This window comes from Streptomyces sp. NPDC005551 (assembly GCF_042871785.1).
Lineage (GTDB): Bacteria > Actinomycetota > Actinomycetes > Streptomycetales > Streptomycetaceae > Streptomyces.
This window is the reverse complement of the sequence record NZ_JBIAJE010000014.1, coordinates 153,415-173,234: the sequence shown is the minus strand read 5'-3', so window position 1 is coordinate 173,234 and position 19,820 is coordinate 153,415. Positions and strand designations below refer to the sequence as shown.

Sequence of the window (19,820 nt, the reverse complement as noted above, 5' to 3'; positions counted from 1 at the left end):
CGTCCTGGCCGACCCCCTCACCCCCGTGCAGGACCTGGCCCGCGCGCTGCCCGCCGGACCCGGCGCGGGCGGCCCCCCCCCCCCCCCCCCCCCCCCCCCCCCCCCCCCCCCCCCCCCCCCCCCCCCCCCCCCCCCGGCCCCCCCCCCCCCCCCCCCCCCCCCCCCCCGGCGCCGGTACGTGCCGTATGCAGTTGTCCGGGCCCGAGCCGTCTCCCCGAGTGGACGGCGCCGGGCGGCTCAGGGGGGCCTCGCTAACTCTCCGCGAGGATGTGGGAGAGCTCCGTGTCGAGGTCGAAGTGCCGGTGTTCCGTGCCGGGGGGCACGGCGGCGTCGGTTCGCTTCAGGAACGACTCGAGAGCCCGTGCCGGGGCCTCGAGGAGGGCTTCACCCTCCGGAGAGCTCAGGGCGATGCAGACGACGCCCTGACCGTGGCTCCGGGACGGCCAGACTCGGACGTCGCCGGTACCGGTGGGCCGGTGCAGGCCCTCGGCGAGGAGGTCGCGGGCGAACACCCACTCGACGGTTTCCTCGGCTCCGGTGTGGAAGGTGGCGTGCACGGCGTAGGGATCGGCCGTGTCATACCGCAGTCCTGCGGGTACAGGCAGTGAGGACTCGCTCGACACAACGAGGCGCAGGTGCAGCTCGCAGCTGACCGTGGTGTTCATAAGCGCCAGGGCCTTTCGCTCAGTGTGCGCTCGGGGATTCGCACGTCGGCGAAATCGACATGCCACCTACGGTGCCGTTGTAAACCCCTCTGGGTGTTTTGCGTGGCTTTAGGTCGCTCATCCGGCCGAGAGACCGTTCGCGAGGTACGCCCATTCTGGTGACTGGTTTCTCTCGGGTAGGGTTGGGTCGTATGAATACGGGGAGTGACGAGCCCGGCGAGGTCGCCGTGGCGGATGAGGAATCGTCGAGCGAACGACCGCTCGGTTCGCGGGCGCCGGAATTCGTCCAGGCCCGGCGCGCGCTGCACCTGAGCTGGCAGGTGGGAGTTTTCGTCGTCGGCCTCGCGGTCGTCGGTGCGGGCGTGGTCATGCTTCCGCTGCCCGGCCCGGGCTGGCTGGTGATCTTCGGCGGTATGGCGATCTGGGCGACCGAGTTCGTCTGGGCGCAGCTGGTCCTGCGGTGGACGAAGCGCAAGGTGACCGAGGCGACGCAGCGCGCGCTCGACCCCCGGGTGCGCCGTCGCAACATCGTCCTGACGACCGTCGGGCTCGTGATCGTCGCGGTTCTCGTCGCGGTCTACGTGTGGCGATTCGGCTTCGAGATGCCGTGGAAGATCAAGGAATGACGCGGGCCCGCTCGGTGCGCCCCCGGCCTGCCGGGCTGGTCCGGGCAGCCTCTGACATGGGGTAATGTTCTCCGTGCGCCCGGGCGATTAGCTCAGCGGGAGAGCGCTTCGTTCACACCGAAGAGGTCACTGGTTCGAACCCAGTATCGCCCACAGGACCTAAGGCGGTCCTCGTCCACGTAGTCCGTGGACGGGGGCCGCCTCCGTCGTTTCCGCGGGGTGCGACGCGGGCCTCGCGCGTCCTGCGCCCGCGAAGGGCCCTCCGCCGTACTGTGCCGCTCGCTCGGGGGTGTCCGGCTCGATCCGCCATCAAGGGGGGCGGGCGGCGTCCTCGAGCCGATCGCCCATTGCGGGGCGACGGGACGGACGGGCCGCGTCCTCAGTTCGTGGCGGCCGACTCCGTCGGCGGCCGGCCGCGCCGCCCAGGCGGCCTGGTCGGTGTGGCCGCGGGCGCTGCCTAGCGACGGCCCGGCGCCGGCGGCCGCCGCGACCGGGCGAGTCACCCCGGCTCACCCGGACCCTCACGGCCCGGTCATTCCGGAATACCCCACCCCTTGCTCAGTGGCCGTCGGCAACCCGCACGACAGGGGTTTTCCGGCCCGGGGCGGGCGATGCGGAAAACGGCACACATTGTTCGGCCCGTCGGCCGCAAGCGTCCGACCTGCACCGTCGGGAGCCCGTTCCGACGCGGCCACGTTGGCGGGCGCCGGGATGTCGTCGCGTGGCCTCCCACGAATTCCTGTCCGAGTCATTGACGCGCCCGGAGGGCCTCCGTACCTTGTGGCAGCAAGCGCTTACTTGAAACGATTCATGAAGCGGCCGAGGTGGCACGAGGAGGGCTCGACCATGGGGATGAGCGGGAGTGTTGAGAGGCGTACGGTCCTCAGGGCGGCCGGAGCTTCGCTGGCCACGGTGGGGCTGGCGGCCGCGACCGGCTGCGGGGGCGACGGTGGGTCCGGGGACGGGCCGGTGACGATCCGTTACGCCTGGTGGGGTGCCGAAGCGCGGGCGCAGAAGATCAACCGGTCCATCGAGCTCTTCGAGAAGAAGTACCCGAAGATCAAGGTGAAGACCGACTTCCAGGATTACGCGGCCTATTGGGAGAAGTTCCAGACCCAGGCGGCGGGCGGGAATCCGCCGGACGTATTCCAGAACGCCGTCGGATTCCTTCGGAAGTACGACAAGAGGGGCGTTCTCCTCGATCTCAGGTCCCAGATGGACGCGGGGAACCTGAGCCTCGACGACTTCCGGGCCGGAGTCGAGAAGGTCGGGCAGGTCGACGGAAAGCAGCTCGGTATTCCGGTCGGATCCAACACCATGTCACTTGTCATCGACGAGAAGCTCTTCGGCAAGGCCGGGATCAAGCCGAAGGAAGGCTGGACCTGGGACGAGTACTTCGCCGCTCTCAAGAAGATCCACGACACCCAGAAAGTGGCGGGCGACACCGGTTACTTCGGGATCATGTATCTCTACGACCTCTATCTGCGGCAGAACGGAAAGGCGTTCTTCACCAAGGACGGACTCGGTTTCCAGGAGGCCGATCTGACGGAGTGGTGGACGGACGGGTACAACCGCGTGAAGGCCGGCATCGTCACCGACCCCAAGAAGGTCGCGCAGGTCGCGCCGAAGTCGGCCCTGTCGGCGGGCCTCGCGGCGGCGGAGTTCACCTGGGACAACTTCACGGTGCGTTACGCCGCGGAGGGCGACAGTACCTACGGTCTCGCGCCGATACCCACGACCGACGGCAAGGAGACGGGGCAGTACCTCGCCTCGCTGATGCTGAGCGCCTCCGCCCGGACCGAGCACCCCAAGGAGGTCGCCCAGTTCATCGACTTCATGGTCCACGACCCGGAGGTCGGCAAGATCATGGGCTACGACCGCGGCATCCTCGCCACCACCGACCAGTTCGACGCGTACAAGCCGACGGACGCGCCCAACAAGGCCATTGCCGCGTACGAGGAGGACACCGCGGCCGCCGGGGTCCTTGGGACCATCACCCCGCACCCGTCCGGCGCGGACACCGTCGAGGCGGCCTTCCTGCGCATCGCCGGCGACATGTCACAGGGCAAGACCAAGGTCTCCGACGCGGTCAAGCAGTTCTTCTCCGAGGCGAAGACCGCCCTCGCCGCCTGATGGGAACCGCAGTGACGCTCGTCAAGGACTCTCCGCCCGACTCCCCGGAGAAGCTCCCCGCAGCCCCCGCCGCCGACAAGCGGCGGGGCCGCCGGGAGAATCTCGCCGGCTACCTCTTCCTGTCCCCGTGGATCGCGGGTTTCCTGCTGCTGACCGCGGGCCCGATGGCCGCGTCGCTCTACTTCGCCTTCACCGACTACAACCTCTTCACTTCACCGAAGTGGGTCGGCGTCGACAACTTCACCCGGATGTTCGACGACCCCCGGTGGCAGAAGTCGGTCGAGGTGACGGCCAAGTACGTCGTCATCGGTACGCCCCTCAAGCTGCTGCTGGCACTCGGGGTGGCGCTGCTGCTCGCGCAGAGCCGCCGGGGCCAGGCCTTCTACCGGGCCGCGTTCTACGCGCCCTCGCTCATCGGGGCGAGCGTCTCCGTCGGCTTCGTGTGGCGCGCGCTGTTCTCGGACGAGGCCGTGGTGGACCGTACGCAGTCGTTCCTGGGTTTCCACTCGGGCGGCTGGGTCGGTGACCCGGACTGGGTGCTCTACAGCCTGGTCGCGCTCACCGTCTGGCAGTTCGGCGCCCCGATGGTGATCTTCCTGGCGGGGCTCAAGCAGGTGCCGAAGGAGCTGTACGAGGCGGCGCAGGTGGACGGCGCCGGGCCGTTCCGGAGGTTCTGGAGCATCACGCTGCCGATGATCTCGCCGGTGCTCTTCTTCAACGTCCTGCTGGAGACCATCCACTCCTTCCAGATCTTCGGCTCGGCGTACGTCGTCTCCAACACCAGCTGCGGTCCCGCCGACGCCACGCTCGTCTACACCTGCTACCTGTACCAGAAGGGCTTCAAGGAGGCCCAGATGGGCTTCGCCTCCGCGATGGCCTGGATGCTGCTGCTCGCCGTGGCGCTGGTGACGGCCGTCCTCTTCTGGTCCCAGAAGCGGTGGGTGCACTACGAGGAGGCCTCCCGATGAGCACCACCCTGCGCAAGCCCGCCGAGCCCGCCCGCAGGCGGACGGGCTCGCTCGTCTGGCACCTGGGCGCCGTACTGGTCCTGGCCGTCGTCCTGTATCCCGTCGCCTGGGTCGTCGGCGCCTCATTCAAACCGAGCCGGGACGTCATCGGCAGTCTGCAGCTGTTCCCGACACGTCCGGTCCTGGACAACTTCAAGGGGCTGGCCGACGGCATCGCCGACATCTCGATCGCCACCTTCTTCCAGAACTCCCTCTTCTACGCGCTCGGTTCCGTCGCCGGCATCCTCGTCTCCTGCTCGCTGACGGCGTACGCCTTCGCCAAGATCCGGTTCGCCGGGCGCAACCTGCTGTTCTCGCTGATGATCGGCACGCTCCTGCTGCCGTACCACGTGCTGCTGATCCCGCAGTACGTGATGTTCCAGAAGCTGGAGCTCATCAACACGTACGTGCCGCTGCTGATCGGCAAGTACCTCGCCACCGAGGCGTTCTTCGTCTTCCTGATGGTGCAGTTCATGCGGAACCTGCCCCGGGAGCTGGACGAGGCCGCGCGGCTCGACGGCTGCGGTCATCTGCGGATCTACTGGTCGATCGTGCTGCCGCTGTGCCGGCCCGCGCTCATCACCAGCGCGATCTTCACGTTCATCAACGCCTGGAACGACTTCATGGGCCCGCTGATCTACCTGAACGAGCCGGGCAAGTACACCGTCTCGCTCGGCATGATGATGTTCCGCGACTCGGACGGGGTGGCCGCCAACTACGGCGGACTGATCGCCATGTCCCTGGTGGCGCTGCTGCCCGTGCTGCTGTTCTTCCTCGCCTTCCAGCGGTATCTCATCGACGGCATGGCGACCTCCGGACTGAAGGGCTGAGATGGCCACCGGACAGCCCCGTGTCAGGGCGGCCAGGACGCCCCGCGCATCCGTGTTCGCCGAACGGTTCGCCGTGTTCGCCGAGTGCCTGCTCACCGGCGTGTGGATCACGGTGGCGGCGCTGCCGCTGGTCACCTACCCCGCCGCGTTCGCGGCCGGCGCCCGGCATCTGCGGCGGCGCACGGCGCACGAGGGCGGCGGCGTACGGGAGTTCGCGGCGGACTACCGGGCGGCCCTGCGGGGCGGCTGGCTCGTCGGGCTCGCCGGGTGGGCCGCGGCCGGGGTGGTCTGGGTGGACGTCCAGGCCGTCCGCGCCGGGCTCCCGGGCGGCCCGCTCGTCGGTTCCGTCGGCCTCTTCGCCCTGATCGGACTGGCCGTCGCCGGGCTGCGCGCGGCGGCGGCCTGGGGGCCGGGCGCGTCCTGGCGGACGCTGCTGGCGTCCGCCGGGCGGCGCACCGTCCTCGACCCCGCCGGATCGTTCCTGCTCGTCGGCGGACTCGTCGTGGTGGTCTGCTCCGGCCTCTTCGTCGCGCCGCTTGCGGTCCCCGTGTTCGGGGCCGTCGCGGCCGCGGCCGTCGCCGTGGACGAGCGCCACCGGCGCCGCGCCGCCGCACCGGAGTGGTCCAGGCCCCGCTGAGCCGTCACCCCGTACAGGCCGCCGCTCCCGCGCCGGCTCCTCCTGTCATGCCCCTGACCTCCCTGCTCGGAAAGGAAAGGCCATGTCCCCCATCCCCCGCAGATCCCTGCTCAAGGCGGCCGCAGTCGCCGGAGCCGCCGCCCAGTTCAGCTGGGCCCTGGGCGCCAAGGACGCCCAGGCCGTCCCGGGAGCGGAGACCGCGGACGCGGATCCCGTGATCCTGGACTGGCTGGAGGACGGCGGCCTCGGCGCCGCCCCCGGCTCCACCGTCGGCGTGCCGTGGCCGAAGGGGGCGTACGAGGACGACCAGACCTTCGCGCTGAGGGACGCCGAGGGCAAGGACGTCCCGGTGCAGTCCTGGCCCCTCGCCCACTGGCCTGACGGCTCCCTCAAGTGGACCGCGCACGCCGTCAGTTCCGGATCCGGCAAGCTCACGCTGACCGCGGGCGAACCCGCCGCTCCCACCCGGAAGGTCACCGTCGGCAAGAGCGGCGGCACCGTCACCGTCTCGACCGGAGTCATCACCGCGACGATCGGCAGGAGCGGCTCCGCACTGGTGAAGTCCGTACGGCGCGGCTCCACCGAGATCGCGAAGAACGGCCGCCTCGTGCTGATCCGCCAGCCCGAGATCGAGGACGGCGACCAGGGCGCCGAGAAGTACGAACGGTTCGACAGCCACATCACCGGCGTCGAGGCCGAGCAGGAGGGACCGGTCCGCGCAGTCGTCCGCATCGACGGCAAGCACCGCCGCGGCGAACGGAGTTGGCTGCCCTTCTCGGTCCGGCTCTACTTCTACGCGGGCGCCGAGTCGTTCCGCATGGTGCACACCATCACGTTCGACGGGAAGCAGGAACCCGGCAGGGCGAGCGGCGACTTCATCCGCGGGCTCGGCGTCCGCTTCACCGTGCCGATGCGGGACGCCGCGTACGACCGCCACATCCGGATCGGCGGCGACGGCACCGGTCTGCTGCGCGAGGCGGTCAAGGGCGTCACCGGACTGCGCCGCGACCCCGGCGCGGCCGTGCAGGCCGCCCAGTTCGCCGGCGAGAGGCTGCCCGACCCGTCCACCTGGGACCAGCGGGTGACCACCCGGCTGCAATACATCCCCGAGTGGGGCGACTACACCCTCGCCCAGCTCTCCGCCGACGGCTTCACCCTGCGCAAGCGGACGAAGAAGGGGTACGGCTGGATCGGCGCGGGCGGCGGCCGGCGGGCGTCCGGCTTCGGCTACGTGGGCGGCCCGAGCGGCGGATTCTCCTTCGGGCTGCGGGACTTCTGGGAGAAGCACCCGGCCCAGCTCGACGTCCGCGGCGCCCACACCGACGAGGCCGAGGTCACCCTCTGGCTCTGGTCGCCCGAGGCGCAGCCCATGGACCTGCGCTTCTACCACGACGGCATGGGCCAGGACACCTACGCGGAGCAGCTCGAAGGCCTCAACATCACCTACGAGGACTACGAACCCGGCTTCGGCACGCCCTACGGCATCGCCCGCACCTCCGAACTCCTCTTCTGGGCCAACGAGTCCACGCCCGCCCCGGAGGAGCTCGCCGAGCAGGTAGAGGCCGTGCGCGTACTGCCGCAGCTCGCGGCCCCGCCCCGCCAGCTCGTCAAGGCCAGGGTCTTCGGCGGCCTCTTCTCCGAGCCGGACCGCTCCACCGCCGCCAAGGCGAAGATCGAGGACCACCTCGACTTCCTCTTCACCTACTACAAGGACCAGGTGGAGATGCGCCGTTGGTACGGATTCTGGGACTACGGCGACATCATGCACTCGTACGACCCGGTGCGGCACCAGTGGCGCTACGACGTCGGCGGCTACGCCTGGGACAACTCCGAGCTCTCCCCGGACCTGTGGCTCTGGTTCGCCTACCTGCGCTCCGGGCGCGCGGACATCTTCCGCTTCGCCGAGGCGATGACCCGGCACACCGGAGAGGTCGACGTCTACCACCTCGGGAAGTGGGCCGGCCTCGGCACCCGGCACGGCGTGCAGCACTACGCCGACAGCGCCAAGCAGCAGCGCATCGCCAACACCACCTACCGCCGCTACTACTACTTCCTCACCGCGGACGAACGCGTCGGCGACCTCATGCACGCCAACGTCGACTCCGACGAGACCTTCCTGGTCCTCGACCCGGTCCGCAAGATCCGTACCGAGCCGTACACGCCCGACCGGCACGCCCTGTCGATCGGCTTCGGCACCGACTGGAGCGGTCTCGTGTCGGCGTGGCTCACCGAGTGGGAACGCAAGGGGCCCAAGTGGGAGAAGGCCAGGGCACGCGTGCTGTCCACGATGGAGACCATCGCCGCCCAGCCCAACGGCTTCGTGCAGGGCACCGGGCTCTACGACCTCGACACGGGGAGGTTCGCGATCGCCGACAAGCCCGCGGTGAGCGTCTCGCACCTGTCGGCGGTCTTCGGCCTCAACGAGCTGTGCGCCGAGCTGATCGACCTGGTCGACCTGCCGGAGTTCAAGGACGCCTATCTCGACTACTGCCGGTACTTCAACGCCACCAAGGCCGAGCAGGCGGCGCGCTACGGCAGCAACTTCGGTTCGCTGCTGCTCTTCCAGGGCCATTCGCGCCTCGACGCCTACGCCGCCGTACAGACAGGTGACGCGGCGCTCGCCAAGCGCGCGTGGGCCAAGTTCTACGGCTCCGACGGCTACACGGAGTCCTCGCCCTGGAAGACCGAGAAGCTGAGCGGCCCCGTCACGCTGGTGCCGGGCAGCGAGGCCGACTGGGTCTACACCAACGACACCGCCCTCTACGGTCTCGCCGCCATCGAGAACCTGGCCCTGCTCGGCGACAAGATGCCGTAACCGGGCCAGGGATGCCTCAGCGCATCCTCCCCAGCACCTCCCGCACCCGCCGCGCGTCACGGATCCGCTGCTCGTACGTCGCACCGAGCGCGAGCAGCACCAGACCGGCGAGTGCGGGAGCCGCCCAACGGGGCAGCGCGTCGGCCATCTGGGCGAGATACGGCGCCAGTTCGTGCAGCGCGTCCAGGACGAGCACGCCGCCGCCGAGGACCAGCGGGGCCCGCAGCCGGTGACGGGCACCCACGAGCGTGACCGCCAGCGCCGCCCCGCCCAGCAGCAACGGGCGCAGCCAGTGCGGGCCGGCCCACGCCGCCGCCAGACTCGGCACCAGCGTCACGGACAGGCCCGCCCCGTACGCCGTCCACGACGAGATCCGCGCGTCCGTGCGGCGCCTGACGGCTCCGAGGAACAGGGCCGGCACGGTCACCGGCAGTGTGTACGCCTCCGGCGAACCGACGTCCCAGGACGCCAGACGCACCCAGGCGGCCAGCACGAACAGGGCGGTGGCCGCGTAGCCGACGTTCCCGCGGTCCGGGCGGACCGCGGTGCCGGCGGCGATCACCCCGCACAGGGCGAGCAGCAGTGCCGTCATCCGCGGATGCGTGACCGTCAGGCCGACGGCGAGCAGCGCCGCGGTGGCCCCGGTCACCTCCACCGGGACCGTCAGGGGCGACTTGCCCAGGCGGGCCGCCAGCAGCGCCGCGCCGGCCGGCACCGCCAGCACGAGCAGAGCGGTGTGCTGCGGCTGCCGGCCGAGGGACCCGCCCACCGCGCAGGCGAGGGCGGCGGCGAACGCCAGGGAGGCGGGCGCGGCCACCGGGCCGAGGCGCGGTCGCCGGGCCGCCGCCGCGAACAGGGCTGTCAGCGCCGCGAGCACCCCCAGCGTCGCGGCCTCGGAGGCTAGGGACAGCAGAGCGAGGCTCAGGGAGCCGGCGAGGGCCAGCAGCAGGCAGACGAGGGGGAGAGGCGCCGACGCGGGCTGCGCCGGACGCCGGTACGCCGCCGCGGCCAGCGCCGCCGCACAGACGACCACCTGCACCGACAGGCCCGCCGCGTACGGCAGTTCCAGTGTCGCGGGAAGGGTGAGGACCGTCGCCCACGCCAGCGCCGACGAGCCCGCCGACGCCTTGTCCTGCCAGTCCGTGCCGCGTGCCGCCACCGCCAGCACCGCGCTGACCACCGCGAGCACGAGCGGCGCCGCCGTCGCGTGCGCGGGCCAGGGAGCTTCGAGCGTCACCGCGGCCCGGGCGTCCGCCGGGATCCCGGACCAGACCTGCCCCGCCCGGCTCGCCGGACCCAGCAGGGCGACGGCGGCCACCGGCAGCGCCCACAGCACCGCGAGGCCCTGCACCGCACCGGAGGCCAGGGCGAGGCCACGCCGCACGGGCCCGGGAAGTCCGGTGCGGACGGCCGCCGCGAGCACCACACCGCACACCAGGAACCCCGGCACCGTCCAGTCGTCCGACAGCCACACGCGCAGGACGCCCCCGAGCCCGCCGACCGCGGCCAGGCCGCCGGCCAGCGAGAGGGAGGCGGCGGTGTGCGGATCCGGCACGCGCAGGGCGGCGGCCAGGGCGATGGCCGCGGCGAGGAGAAGGAGCGCCGCCGCGCTCGCGGCCGCGCCCGGCCCCGTCGCCTCCCAGGAGAGCCGGCCGGCCGCCAGGGTGCCGCAGACGCCCATGGCGTACGCGCCGGCGACCGCGACCCTCCGCACGGACCGCACGGGCACCCGCGGCGCCACCGCCGTGTCGAGCGCGGCCGTGACCAGCAGAGCCGCCGTCGTGGTCCATGCACCCGTACCGGCTGCCACCACCCACAGCAGCAGCGGCAACTGGGCCGCCGCCATCGCCGCCGGCAGGGTCAGCCGCAGCGGTGCGCTCACGCCCGTCCCCAGCCCGCCCGCCCGGGACAGCGCGCCGAGCCCGAGTCCGTACCCCGCCCACCCCGCGGCCAGCACCGCCGACGCGCCGGCCGTGTACCCGAGGCCGTCGAGGTCCGGGAACGCGACCTCGTGCAGCGCGTACACGTCGAGCACGGTCAACGCGAGTCCGATGCCCGCCACCGACTCGGCGGTGGAGCGCAGCCCGCGGCGCAGCAGCGGCACCGGTGCCCCGAGCGCGGCCAGCGTCACCGCGCCCAGCGCCGACGCCCGCCCGGCGATTCCCAGGTCACCCCAGCTGACCAGCGTGAACACCAGGGCGGCGATGGTGAGCAGGGTGCCGCCGAGGAGCAGCAGCACGTTCTGCACGCCGGGAGCTGTCGTCTCGGGCCGGCGGGCCGGCGGCGTCACGGGGCCGAGCGGGGACGGCGCCTGGGCGGTTGCCGAGCGGAGGGCCTGGAGCAGCCAGGCGCGGCGTGCCAGCAACTGGGCCCGGCGGGCGTCGAGTTGCCACAGCTCGGCGTCGAGGAGCCGCAACTCCTCGGCCGGTGGCAGGATGTGGGTCATGCTCCGGAGTGTGGCCGCCGTCACCTTCCCGGACATGAGTGCGTGTACTCACGCGGTACTCGGATCCCCGGCGGGCAGACTCCGCACATGGACTGGTGCCGTTACCGTTTCCGCAGCCTGTGGGTCGTGCCCGCGCCGCTCGCCGACGTCTACACCGCCCTCGAACGCGCCGACGACTACCCGCGCTGGTGGCCCCAGGTGCGCGAGGTCGACCGGATCGACGAGACGCGCGCGGACATCCGTATCCGCTCCCTCGTTCCCTACGACCTGGTGTTCACCGCGCGGGAGGTGAGGCGCGACCCGCGGGCGGGCGTGCTGGAGATCGCGATGACCGGCGATCTCGACGGCTGGGCCCGCTGGACGCTGACCGCCGACGGGCCCGGCACCCGGGCCCGGTACGACCAGGAGGTCGAGGTGAACAAGCCCCTGATGCGGCGGCTCGCGGTGCCGGGGCGGCCCGTCTTCCGCGCCAACCACGCGCTGATGATGAGAGCCGGACGGCGCGGACTCGGCGCGTACCTCCGGGCGGTTTGAACGAGACCCGCCGGGACCTGTATGGTTCAGTGCGTTCCCGGGCGATTAGCTCAGTGGGAGAGCGCTTCGTTCACACCGAAGAGGTCACTGGTTCGAACCCAGTATCGCCCACCCGGAGAAGGCCGGTCCGTCATCGACGGACCGGCTTTTCTGTGCGCTCCCGCGCCTTTCATGCCGCCGCGGGCAGCTCGGGCCGCAGCGGCCACGCGGGGTCCACCGCCTCCGGGGTCCCGCTGCGCGCGAACCACGCCTGCAGACCCCGGGCCTGCGCCGCGTGCCAGGTCGACTGGAGGGTGTGCAGCTCGGCCGGTGAGAGGCGCTCCAGCCGGGCCGCGAAACGCCGCCCCACCGCCCGTACGACGTCCAGCGCGGCCAGTGCGTCGGCCGCCGCGTCGTGCGCGCCGGCCAGCTCCACGCCGTAGTGCGCGCACAGGTCGGTGAGCGTGCGCCGGCCCTTGCGGTAGCGGTCGAGGTGCTTGTCCAGGACCCGCGGGTCCAGGACGTGCAGCGGCGTCGACGCGAACCAGTGGCCGAGCGACGACGCGCGATGGCGGCGCAACTCCCGGTCCAGCAGCGTCAGATCGAACGGCGCGTTCATCACCACGAGCGGGCGGCCCGCCGCGGCCTGCTCACCCAGTGCCCTGGCTATCTCGTCCATCACCGGCGACGGCCAGCGGCCGTTGCGCCGCAGATGGTCGTCCGTCAGTCCGTGCACCGCCGTCGCCGCCTCGGGCACCGGAACACCCGGGCTCACCAGCCACCTGCTCACCCGCGGCCGGGCGCCGGGACAGTCCTGGACGACGACGGCGGCCGACACGATCCGGTCGGTCTCGACGTCCACTCCCGTCGTCTCCGTGTCGAACGCGGCCAGGGGGCCCTCGTACCAGCACGTCATATGCCACAACTCCTCGCTCACTTACGGCAGCTGACGTCCCGTCCGCTGCCCGTTCGGGTGATACCCGGGCTGTTTGCGGCGTACGCCGGAAGGAGACAACACAGGTACGGGTCTTTGCAGTTCAGCGACCCGCAGTGGGGAAACCCCCGGCTCGGAAGGCGGTGGGACATGGCCATCGCGCAGCCCGAGCGGGGCGGGCTGCTGCCCCGGCGGACGGCACCGCAGCGCGGCACACTCGCCACCACCGCATGCATGGAGACACTCCAGGTCGGCTATCTCCACGCCGTCGCGGCCGCCGCCGGCTGCTCCCTGTCCCAGCCCTTCCCGGACAACGGCATCGACTGGCACGTCAGCCACAGCGCCCCCGGGCACACGGTCGACGACGAGGTCACCATCAAGGTGCAGCTCAAGTGCACGTACCAGATCCCGCCGGACCCCCCGGGCCCCGCCTTCTCCTTCACGCTCGACAACACGCATCTGGCGAAGCTGGCCCGTACCCCGGTCTCGGTGCACAAGATCCTGGTCGTGATGCTCGTCCCGCGGTCCCAGGACGAGTGGCTGCGCGCCGGTCACGACCGCCTCGACCTGCGGCACTGCTGCTACTGGACCAACCTCGCCGGCCACGCCGTCACCGGCCGGCGCCGGACCACCGTCCGGATTCCGACCGCGCGCATCTTCGACGACCGGGCCCTGTGCGAGATCATGACGCGCGTCGGGGCGGGAGGCAGACCATGACGCACCGCCCCATCCACGAACCCGGGCGGCCCGCCGGCCTCCGGCCCGGCGAGGCCGTCCACGACCGGACGCCCGAACCCGGCCGGGTGGACCCCGCCGTGCTCGGCGCGCTGCTGCACCGGCACGGCTGGCAGCGGCGCGGCGGAGCCCCCGGACGCTACGGCCGCTGGACCCCACCAGGGCCCGGGGGCGGCGGCACGAGCCTGCTGGTGCCCGAGAACCGTGCCTTCCCCGACAGCGACGACCTGCTCGGCGATGCGCTCCTCGCGCTGTCGCGCAGCGCCTCGGCGTCCGCCCGCGACATCCTGCTCGGACTCGCGGTGCCCAGCGACGAGATCCGTTGGTGGCGGGACGCCCCGGCCGGACCGGCGGGCGCGGCTGCCTGGACGGTGGAGGAGCAACTGCGGACGGCCGCCCGGCAGACGCTGCTCGCCGGGGCGCTGGCCACGCGCGCGCGTGCGGGCTACCACGGCGCCAGGCACCGGCGGCCCGCCGCCGCCTCCCTGGAGAGCGTCCTCGTCGGCGCCGCTCCCGACGGCCGCCGGCTCACCGCCTTCGTGCCCGTCGCGACGGGACGCCCGCTCGCCGTACGGCTGCACCAGGCGCTGTACGCGGCCCGCGAGGCGATCGACTACCAGCGCGCCACCGGCGGCACGGACGCCTTCGACGCGGCCGTCGAAGCGGGCGTCAGCCACGAACTCACGGAGGCACTGGTCTGCCTCGTGCGCGGCACCGAGGGCGCCCGGGTCTCCGTCGCGTGGGCGCCCGCCGCCGGGGTCCCGCCGGGGTGTGCCGCGACGGCGGAGCCCGTCGAGTTCTCGCCCGGCGACCTGCCCGCCCTGCGCGAGGCCGGCGCCCGCTATCTGCGCGAGGAGCCGTCGGTGCCGGTGCGGATCACCGGCGTCGTGGTGCGGATGCGCAGGTCGACGGCGCGCGGAGCGGGCGCGGTACGGCTGCGGGTGATCGCGGGCGCCGAGATCCCGCACGTCCGGACCACCCTCGACGAGGAGGCGTACCGCCTGGCCGGGCACGCCCATCTGGTGGGGCTCCCGGTGCGGGTGCACGGCCGCCTGGAGAGCCGCGGCGGCTTCCGGAGGCTGACGGGTGCCACCGGGGTCGTACCCGTGCAGGTCGACGAGGCGGAGCGGGACCGGCTGCTGAAGTCGCTCCAGGAGAACCTGGACTTCTTCGAGGAGGCCTGCGGCGGGGACTGACCGCCGTGCGGGCGCCGAGCGCAAACCGTTTCGCGGTGGGGACCCCGGGCTCGGTACGATCGCCCTTGTGACGACGCGCGCAGGTGAAGATGCGCGCGTCCCCTTCAGTCAGGAGAGACCGGTGTCAGACGTCCGTGTGATCATCCAACGCGATTCCGAGCGGGAAGAGCGCGTGGTGACGACGGGCACTACGGCGGCCGAACTCTTCGCCGGCGAGCGCACCGTCGTCGCGGCCCGCGTCGCGGGGGAGCTGAAGGACCTGGCGTACGAGGTCGGGGACGGCGAGGAGGTCGAGCCCGTCGACATCTCCTCCGAGGACGGCCTGAACATCCTGCGCCACTCCACCGCGCACGTCATGGCGCAGGCCGTGCAGGAGCTCTTCCCCGAGGCCAAGCTGGGCATCGGCCCGCCGGTCAAGGACGGTTTCTACTACGACTTCGACGTCGAGAAGCCGTTCACGCCCGAGGACCTCAAGGCCGTCGAGAAGAAGATGCAGGAGATCCAGAAGCGCGGCCAGCGCTTCTCGCGGCGTGTGGTGAGCGACGAGGCGGCCCGCGAGGAGCTGGCGCGGGAGCCGTACAAGCTGGAGCTCATCGGCATCAAGGGCTCGGCCTCGGCCGACGACGGCGCGGACGTCGAGGTGGGCGGCGGTGAGCTGACCATCTACGACAACCTCGACGCCAAGACCGGCGAGCTGTGCTGGAAGGACCTCTGCCGGGGGCCCCACCTGCCCACCACCCGCAACATCCCGGCGTTCAAGCTGATGCGCAACGCCGCCGCCTACTGGCGCGGCAGCGAGAAGAACCCGATGCTCCAGCGCATCTACGGCACCGCCTGGCCCTCCAAGGAGGAGCTGAAGGCGCACCTGGAGTTCCTCGCCGAGGCGGAGAAGCGCGACCACCGCAAGCTGGGCAGCGAACTCGACCTGTTCTCCATCCCGGACCAGATCGGCTCCGGCCTCGCCGTCTTCCACCCCAGGGGCGGCGTCATCCGGCGCGTCATGGAGGACTACTCGCGGCGCCGCCACGAGGAGGAGGGCTACGAGTTCGTCTACACCCCGCACGCGACGAAGGGGAAGCTCTTCGAGACCTCGGGCCACCTGGACTGGTACGCCGACGGCATGTACCCGCCCATGCAGCTCGACGAGGGCGTGGACTACTACCTCAAGCCCATGAACTGCCCCATGCACAACCTGATCTTCGACGCGCGCGGCCGCTCCTACCGTGAACTGCCGCTGCGTCTCTTCGAGTTCGGGACCGTCTACCGCTACGAGAAGTCCGGCGTCGTGCACGGACTGACCCGGGCACGCGGCTTCACGCAGGACGACGCGCACATCTACTGCACCCGCGAGCAGATGGCGGAGGAGCTCGACAGGACGCTCACCTTCGTCCTCGGCCTGCTGCGCGACTACGGCCTGACCGACTTCTACCTGGAGCTGTCCACCAAGGACCCGGAGAAGTTCGTCGGCTCGGACGAGGCGTGGGAGGAGGCCACCGAGACGCTGCGGCAGGTGGCCGAGAAGCAGGGCCTTCCGCTGGTCCCGGACCCGGGCGGCGCCGCCTTCTACGGGCCCAAGATCTCCGTCCAGACCAAGGACGCCATCGGCCGCACCTGGCAGATGTCGACCATCCAGCTCGACTTCAACCTGCCCGAGCGCTTCGACCTGGAGTACACCGGCCCCGACGGTTCCAAGCAGCGTCCGGTGATGATCCACCGCGCCCTGTTCGGTTCCATCGAGCGCTTCTTCGCGGTGCTCCTGGAGCACTACGCGGGCGCGTTCCCGGCGTGGCTGGCGCCCGTGCAGGCGCTCGGCATCCCGATCGGCGACGCACACGTCGAGTACCTGCAGAAGTTCGCCGCCGAGGCGAAGAAGCAGGGGCTGCGCGTCGAGGTCGACTCGTCCTCGGACCGGATGCAGAAGAAGATCCGCAACGCGCAGAAGCAGAAGGTGCCCTTCATGGTCATCGCGGGCGACGAGGACATGGCGGCCGGCGCCGTCTCCTTCCGCTACCGCGACGGCTCCCAGGAGAACGGCATTCCCGTCGACGACGCGATCGCCAAGATCCTCAAGGTCGTGCAGGACCGCGTGCAGGTCTGACGCCGGCCGAGCGGGCCCCCGGCAGGTTCACCTCGCCGGGGGCCCGTCCTCGTCCCCGCGGGCGAACACCTGGAGCAGCCAGGACGAGAACGACCCGGTCACCGCGCCGAGCAGGCCGAGACCGCAGGCCATCATGGCGGCGGCGACCACCCGTCCCCCCGTGGTGACCGGCACGATGTCGCCGTAGCCGACGGTGGACAGCGTCGAGCAGGCCCACCACAGCGCGTCCCCGAAGGTGCGCATGTTCGCGCCCGGTGCACCCCGCTCCTGCTGGTACACGGCGAGGGCGCCGGTGAAACCGAGCAGGGAGGCCGAGAGTCCCGCGTAGGCGACCACCCGCGCGTGCAGGCTGAGCCGCGGGCCGCCGCGCCGGTGCTGGACGGCTTCGTAGATGCGGACGATCCGCAGCGGCCGCAGCAGCGGCAGGACCAGCACGAGGGTGTCCAGCCAGTGCGACCGCGCGAAACCGAACCGCCGCCCGCTGAGGCGCCAGCGCACCCCGTAGTCGACGGCGAAGGCCGCCCAGGCGGCCAGCAGGACGCACAGCGCCACGCCCCGCCACGCGTCGGACGCTCCGTGTGCCAGGACCAGGAAGGCGTACGAGCCGAGGAAGGCGAGCGACGCCGCGGTGAGCAGCAGCTCGGTGCGCCGCTGCCAGCGGGCGGTGGGGCTGTCGGGGTCCACCGGCCCAGCTTCGCCCGGAGGGCACTTCCCCGAACCCCGGCGACACGCCGCGAACGGGCGAAGTCATATGCTGCATCTCATGACGAGTGAGCCGGAGCAGCAGATCGGAGTGGGGACGCAGGACGCGTTCCAGCGCCTGTGGACGCCCCACCGGATGGCCTACATCCAGGGCGAGAACAAGCCCACCGGCCCGGGTGCCGATGACGGCTGTCCCTTCTGCGCGATCCCCGCCATGTCCGACGAGGACGGGCTCGTCGTCCGCCGCGGCGAGCAGGTGTACGCGGTGCTCAACCTCTACCCGTACAACGGCGGCCACCTGATGGTGGTGCCCTACCGGCACGTCGCCGACTACACCGACCTCACGGGGCCGGAGACCGCGGAACTGGCCGAGCTGACCAAGCAGGCCATGTCCGCGCTGCGGACGGCTTCCGGGGCGCACGGCTTCAACATCGGCATGAACCAGGGCGGGGTCGCCGGCGCGGGCATCGCCGCGCACCTCCACCAGCACGTCGTGCCGCGCTGGGGCGGGGACACGAACTTCATGCCGGTGGTCGGCCACACCAAGGTGCTGCCGCAGCTGCTCGCCGACACCCGGAAGATGCTGGCCGACGCCTGGCCGGCGACGGCCTAGACCCCCGCGGCGGGGCGGCCGGGCTCCCCGGGAGGGCGGGCCGCCCGGCGCGCTACGCGTCGTACACGTCCGCCTTCCTCGGCGTCGGGTCCTGGACCGCGGTGCTGAGGAAGGACGAGCGGGTGCCGAACTTCTCGGTGTCCACGCCGTTCTCCTCCAGGACCTTGATCGCCGCCGCGTGGACCACACGCAGCACCGGGGTCGCGGCCCGGAGCGCGTCGTCGGCCATGAAGCGGTGCCGCCAGGGCTGGTCGGCCCAGGCGTGCCGCAGGCCGAACGGCTCGGGCAGGACCAGCGACCCGCCCAGCCAGTTCAGGAACGGCGGGTACCAGGTGAAGGGGGCGCGCGCGGTGAGGCGGACCACCTCGTCCGTGTCGACCAGGGGCAGGGTCACCTTGCGGGTCTCCCAGAACCTGACGGACTTGGCGACCTCCTTCGTGGGGGCCTCGGGCTTGGTGGTGAAGAGGGAGTTGACCGGACCCAGCGCGTGGCCGGTCACCTCGATCCGCAGCGTCTCGTGCAGCACGGTCACGGTGATCAGCATGGTGAGGACGAGCTGGCCGTCCCAGAGGGTCCACTGCACGCCGAGGTAGTGCCGGTCGCCGCCGCCGAACTGCTGCTTGTTGCAGATGTCCTGGATGGCGTGGTTTCTGATCTGGTACGCGTCCACGTCCGTGCCCTCGGGACGGGACACCGCCTTGGCGTTCTCACCGATGGGCGTGACGATCCAGTGCTTGATCGAAGGCTTCGGGAAACCGCCGGTGTTGAGCGGGCCGCGCTCCAGCATGCGGAGCTGGTCGTGGATGGACCGGATGACGTCCCAGCTGCGGAACGGGTGGATCTCGCGGTCGGCGTCACGCGGCACCAGATCCTCGGCGAGCTGCCAGCTGCCCCACCGCGTGCCCATGCCGAGTATGCCCTTGGGCCCGGCGTAGAACACGGAGTTGGACTGCTGCTCGGCGCCGAGCCGGGCCAGGGCCTGGCGCAGCCGCTCGGCCGCGTTCTCGCCGGGGCTGCCCGGCACCGCCTCGGGGATCTTGGCGCCGAGACCGCCGCCGGCCAGCAGGCTGTCCCAGCGCTCGCGCAGGTCCTGGGCGGTCCGCTCGCAGATCCGCTTGGCCCAGAACCACCCGACGACCGGCATCACGACGGTCGCGCGTCCGTACCACCCCCAGAAGCCGCCGAAGGGCATCTTCAGTACGAAGAGCACGGCGAGGGCGCCCACGGCGAGCAGCAGGACGGTGGCGAGGGTGGGGGCGCGCTTGTCGCCCCGCCTGGTGACCGCCGAGCGGATCTGGAAGACGAGCAGCCACACGAGGAGGCCCGGCAGGAAGAGCAGGCCGCACAGCACCCAGACCGCCGTGAGCCAGTTGTCCCGCTCCCGGCGGATGCGGTTCGCGGCGAGGCAGTGCTCGACGACGACCTGCGGCTCCGTGCCGAAGGACTGGATGAGCGGTTTGCGGCCGGCGCCCAGCATGCGGTCCTGGACGGCCCGGGCGAAGGCCTCACCCAGATTCGGCCGCCACAGGGACGCCCACCTGCGCCCGGGGGTGACCACCGACTTGTGCCACTCGTTGTTGGTCTTGAGGATCTCCACGACCTCGTTGTCCCGGTACGCGGCCGACGCCAGGGCGTAGGTGGCCGCGGTCTGTCCCGCGGAGCCCGAGAGCGGCACCTGTGCCCCGGGACTGAAATCGAATCCGTCAGTGGCCACTGCCGCCCCCATCGCCGCCGTCCGCTGCTGCGGCTTTTCCCGACTTCCGTGCCTCGCACACCTGTTGATCAGGTCATCGTGCTGATCGAGTCGCAACTTGATCAGGTCATCAGCGTATCGGCAGCCGGAGGCGTCCGTCGGCGGACGGCCGAAAGC

Annotated in this window: 16 protein-coding genes and 2 tRNA genes; 13 read left to right on the top strand and 5 right to left on the bottom strand. The window is 71.6% G+C overall.

Annotated features, from left to right (window positions below; all coding sequences use genetic code 11):
- Nucleotides 1-251: 251 nt before the first annotated feature.
- Nucleotides 252-665, bottom strand: a complete 414-nt coding sequence (locus ACFYP4_RS31830) for an SsgA family sporulation/cell division regulator (protein ID WP_003959770.1) — start codon at nt 663-665, stop codon at nt 252-254.
- A 191-nt stretch (nt 666-856) separates the two neighbouring features.
- On the opposite strand from ACFYP4_RS31830, the gene ACFYP4_RS31825 reads away from it, so the two are divergent.
- The 7 genes from ACFYP4_RS31825 (at nt 857) to ACFYP4_RS31795 (ending at nt 8,713) form a co-directional block, all read left to right on the top strand.
- Complete coding sequence (locus ACFYP4_RS31825; protein ID WP_358854237.1) at nt 857-1,291, top strand: TIGR02611 family protein; 435 nt, start codon at nt 857-859, stop codon at nt 1,289-1,291.
- Nucleotides 1,292-1,372: 81 nt separating this feature from the next.
- Nucleotides 1,373-1,444, top strand: a tRNA-Val gene (locus ACFYP4_RS31820).
- A gap of 693 nt (nt 1,445-2,137) precedes the next feature.
- The gene (locus ACFYP4_RS31815) at nt 2,138-3,424 is read left to right on the top strand and encodes an ABC transporter substrate-binding protein (protein ID WP_388790162.1); all 1,287 of its coding nucleotides are present in this window, start codon (nt 2,138-2,140) and stop codon (nt 3,422-3,424) included.
- Nucleotides 3,424-4,392 (top strand): sugar ABC transporter permease, encoded by a 969-nt coding sequence (locus tag ACFYP4_RS31810; RefSeq protein ID WP_358854238.1) that lies wholly within the window; start codon nt 3,424-3,426, stop codon nt 4,390-4,392. The genes ACFYP4_RS31815 and ACFYP4_RS31810 overlap by 1 nt, the downstream gene beginning before the upstream one ends.
- Complete coding sequence (locus tag ACFYP4_RS31805; RefSeq protein WP_358854239.1) at nt 4,389-5,261, top strand: carbohydrate ABC transporter permease; 873 nt, start codon at nt 4,389-4,391, stop codon at nt 5,259-5,261. The genes ACFYP4_RS31810 and ACFYP4_RS31805 overlap by 4 nt, the downstream gene beginning before the upstream one ends.
- Nucleotide 5,262: 1 nt before the next feature.
- Complete coding sequence (locus ACFYP4_RS31800; RefSeq protein WP_358854240.1) at nt 5,263-5,898, top strand: hypothetical protein; 636 nt, start codon at nt 5,263-5,265, stop codon at nt 5,896-5,898.
- 82 nt (nt 5,899-5,980) lie between these two features.
- A complete protein-coding gene (locus ACFYP4_RS31795) occupies nt 5,981-8,713 on the top strand; it encodes a Tat pathway signal sequence domain protein (RefSeq protein WP_358854241.1) in 2,733 nt (910 codons plus the stop codon).
- 16 nt (nt 8,714-8,729) lie between these two features.
- Here ACFYP4_RS31795 and ACFYP4_RS31790 read toward each other — a convergent pair whose 3' ends face one another.
- Nucleotides 8,730-11,159 (bottom strand): SCO7613 C-terminal domain-containing membrane protein, encoded by a 2,430-nt coding sequence (locus ACFYP4_RS31790; protein WP_388790149.1) that lies wholly within the window; start codon nt 11,157-11,159, stop codon nt 8,730-8,732.
- A gap of 87 nt (nt 11,160-11,246) precedes the next feature.
- Here ACFYP4_RS31790 and ACFYP4_RS31785 point away from each other — a divergent pair, with 87 nt between their 5' ends.
- Both ACFYP4_RS31785 and ACFYP4_RS31780 read left to right on the top strand, forming a co-directional pair.
- A complete protein-coding gene (locus ACFYP4_RS31785) occupies nt 11,247-11,693 on the top strand; it encodes an SRPBCC family protein (RefSeq protein WP_358854243.1) in 447 nt (148 codons plus the stop codon).
- A 39-nt stretch (nt 11,694-11,732) separates the two neighbouring features.
- Nucleotides 11,733-11,804: transfer RNA gene (locus tag ACFYP4_RS31780), tRNA-Val, on the top strand.
- 58 nt (nt 11,805-11,862) lie between these two features.
- Here the strand turns inward: ACFYP4_RS31780 and ACFYP4_RS31775 are convergent.
- Entirely contained in the window at nt 11,863-12,588 is a 726-nt protein-coding gene (locus ACFYP4_RS31775; protein WP_358854273.1) for a 3'-5' exonuclease, read from the bottom strand.
- A gap of 168 nt (nt 12,589-12,756) precedes the next feature.
- Here ACFYP4_RS31775 and ACFYP4_RS31770 point away from each other — a divergent pair, with 168 nt between their 5' ends.
- The 3 genes from ACFYP4_RS31770 to thrS all read left to right on the top strand — a co-directional run bounded on the left by ACFYP4_RS31770 (nt 12,757) and on the right by thrS (nt 16,635).
- Nucleotides 12,757-13,323 carry a DUF4365 domain-containing protein gene (locus ACFYP4_RS31770; RefSeq protein ID WP_358854244.1) on the top strand — a complete coding sequence of 189 codons (567 nt, stop codon included), beginning with the start codon at nt 12,757-12,759 and terminating at the stop codon, nt 13,321-13,323.
- Nucleotides 13,320-14,537 (top strand): hypothetical protein, encoded by a 1,218-nt coding sequence (locus tag ACFYP4_RS31765; RefSeq protein ID WP_388790146.1) that lies wholly within the window; start codon nt 13,320-13,322, stop codon nt 14,535-14,537. Before ACFYP4_RS31770 ends, ACFYP4_RS31765 begins: the two co-directional genes overlap by 4 nt.
- A gap of 121 nt (nt 14,538-14,658) precedes the next feature.
- Nucleotides 14,659-16,635: a threonine--tRNA ligase gene (gene thrS, locus ACFYP4_RS31760; RefSeq protein ID WP_358854246.1), complete on the top strand. Its 1,977-nt coding sequence runs from the start codon at nt 14,659-14,661 to the stop codon at nt 16,633-16,635.
- A gap of 27 nt (nt 16,636-16,662) precedes the next feature.
- On the opposite strand, the gene ACFYP4_RS31755 is transcribed toward thrS, so the two are convergent.
- The gene (locus ACFYP4_RS31755) at nt 16,663-17,319 is read right to left on the bottom strand and encodes an ion channel (RefSeq protein WP_358854247.1); all 657 of its coding nucleotides are present in this window, start codon (nt 17,317-17,319) and stop codon (nt 16,663-16,665) included.
- A 67-nt stretch (nt 17,320-17,386) separates the two neighbouring features.
- Here ACFYP4_RS31755 and ACFYP4_RS31750 point away from each other — a divergent pair, with 67 nt between their 5' ends.
- Nucleotides 17,387-17,950: an HIT domain-containing protein gene (locus ACFYP4_RS31750; RefSeq protein ID WP_358854248.1), complete on the top strand. Its 564-nt coding sequence runs from the start codon at nt 17,387-17,389 to the stop codon at nt 17,948-17,950.
- Between the two features lie 52 nt (nt 17,951-18,002).
- Here ACFYP4_RS31750 and ACFYP4_RS31745 read toward each other — a convergent pair whose 3' ends face one another.
- The gene (locus tag ACFYP4_RS31745; protein WP_358854249.1) at nt 18,003-19,676 is read right to left on the bottom strand and encodes a hypothetical protein; all 1,674 of its coding nucleotides are present in this window, start codon (nt 19,674-19,676) and stop codon (nt 18,003-18,005) included.
- Nucleotides 19,677-19,820: the final 144 nt, after the last annotated feature.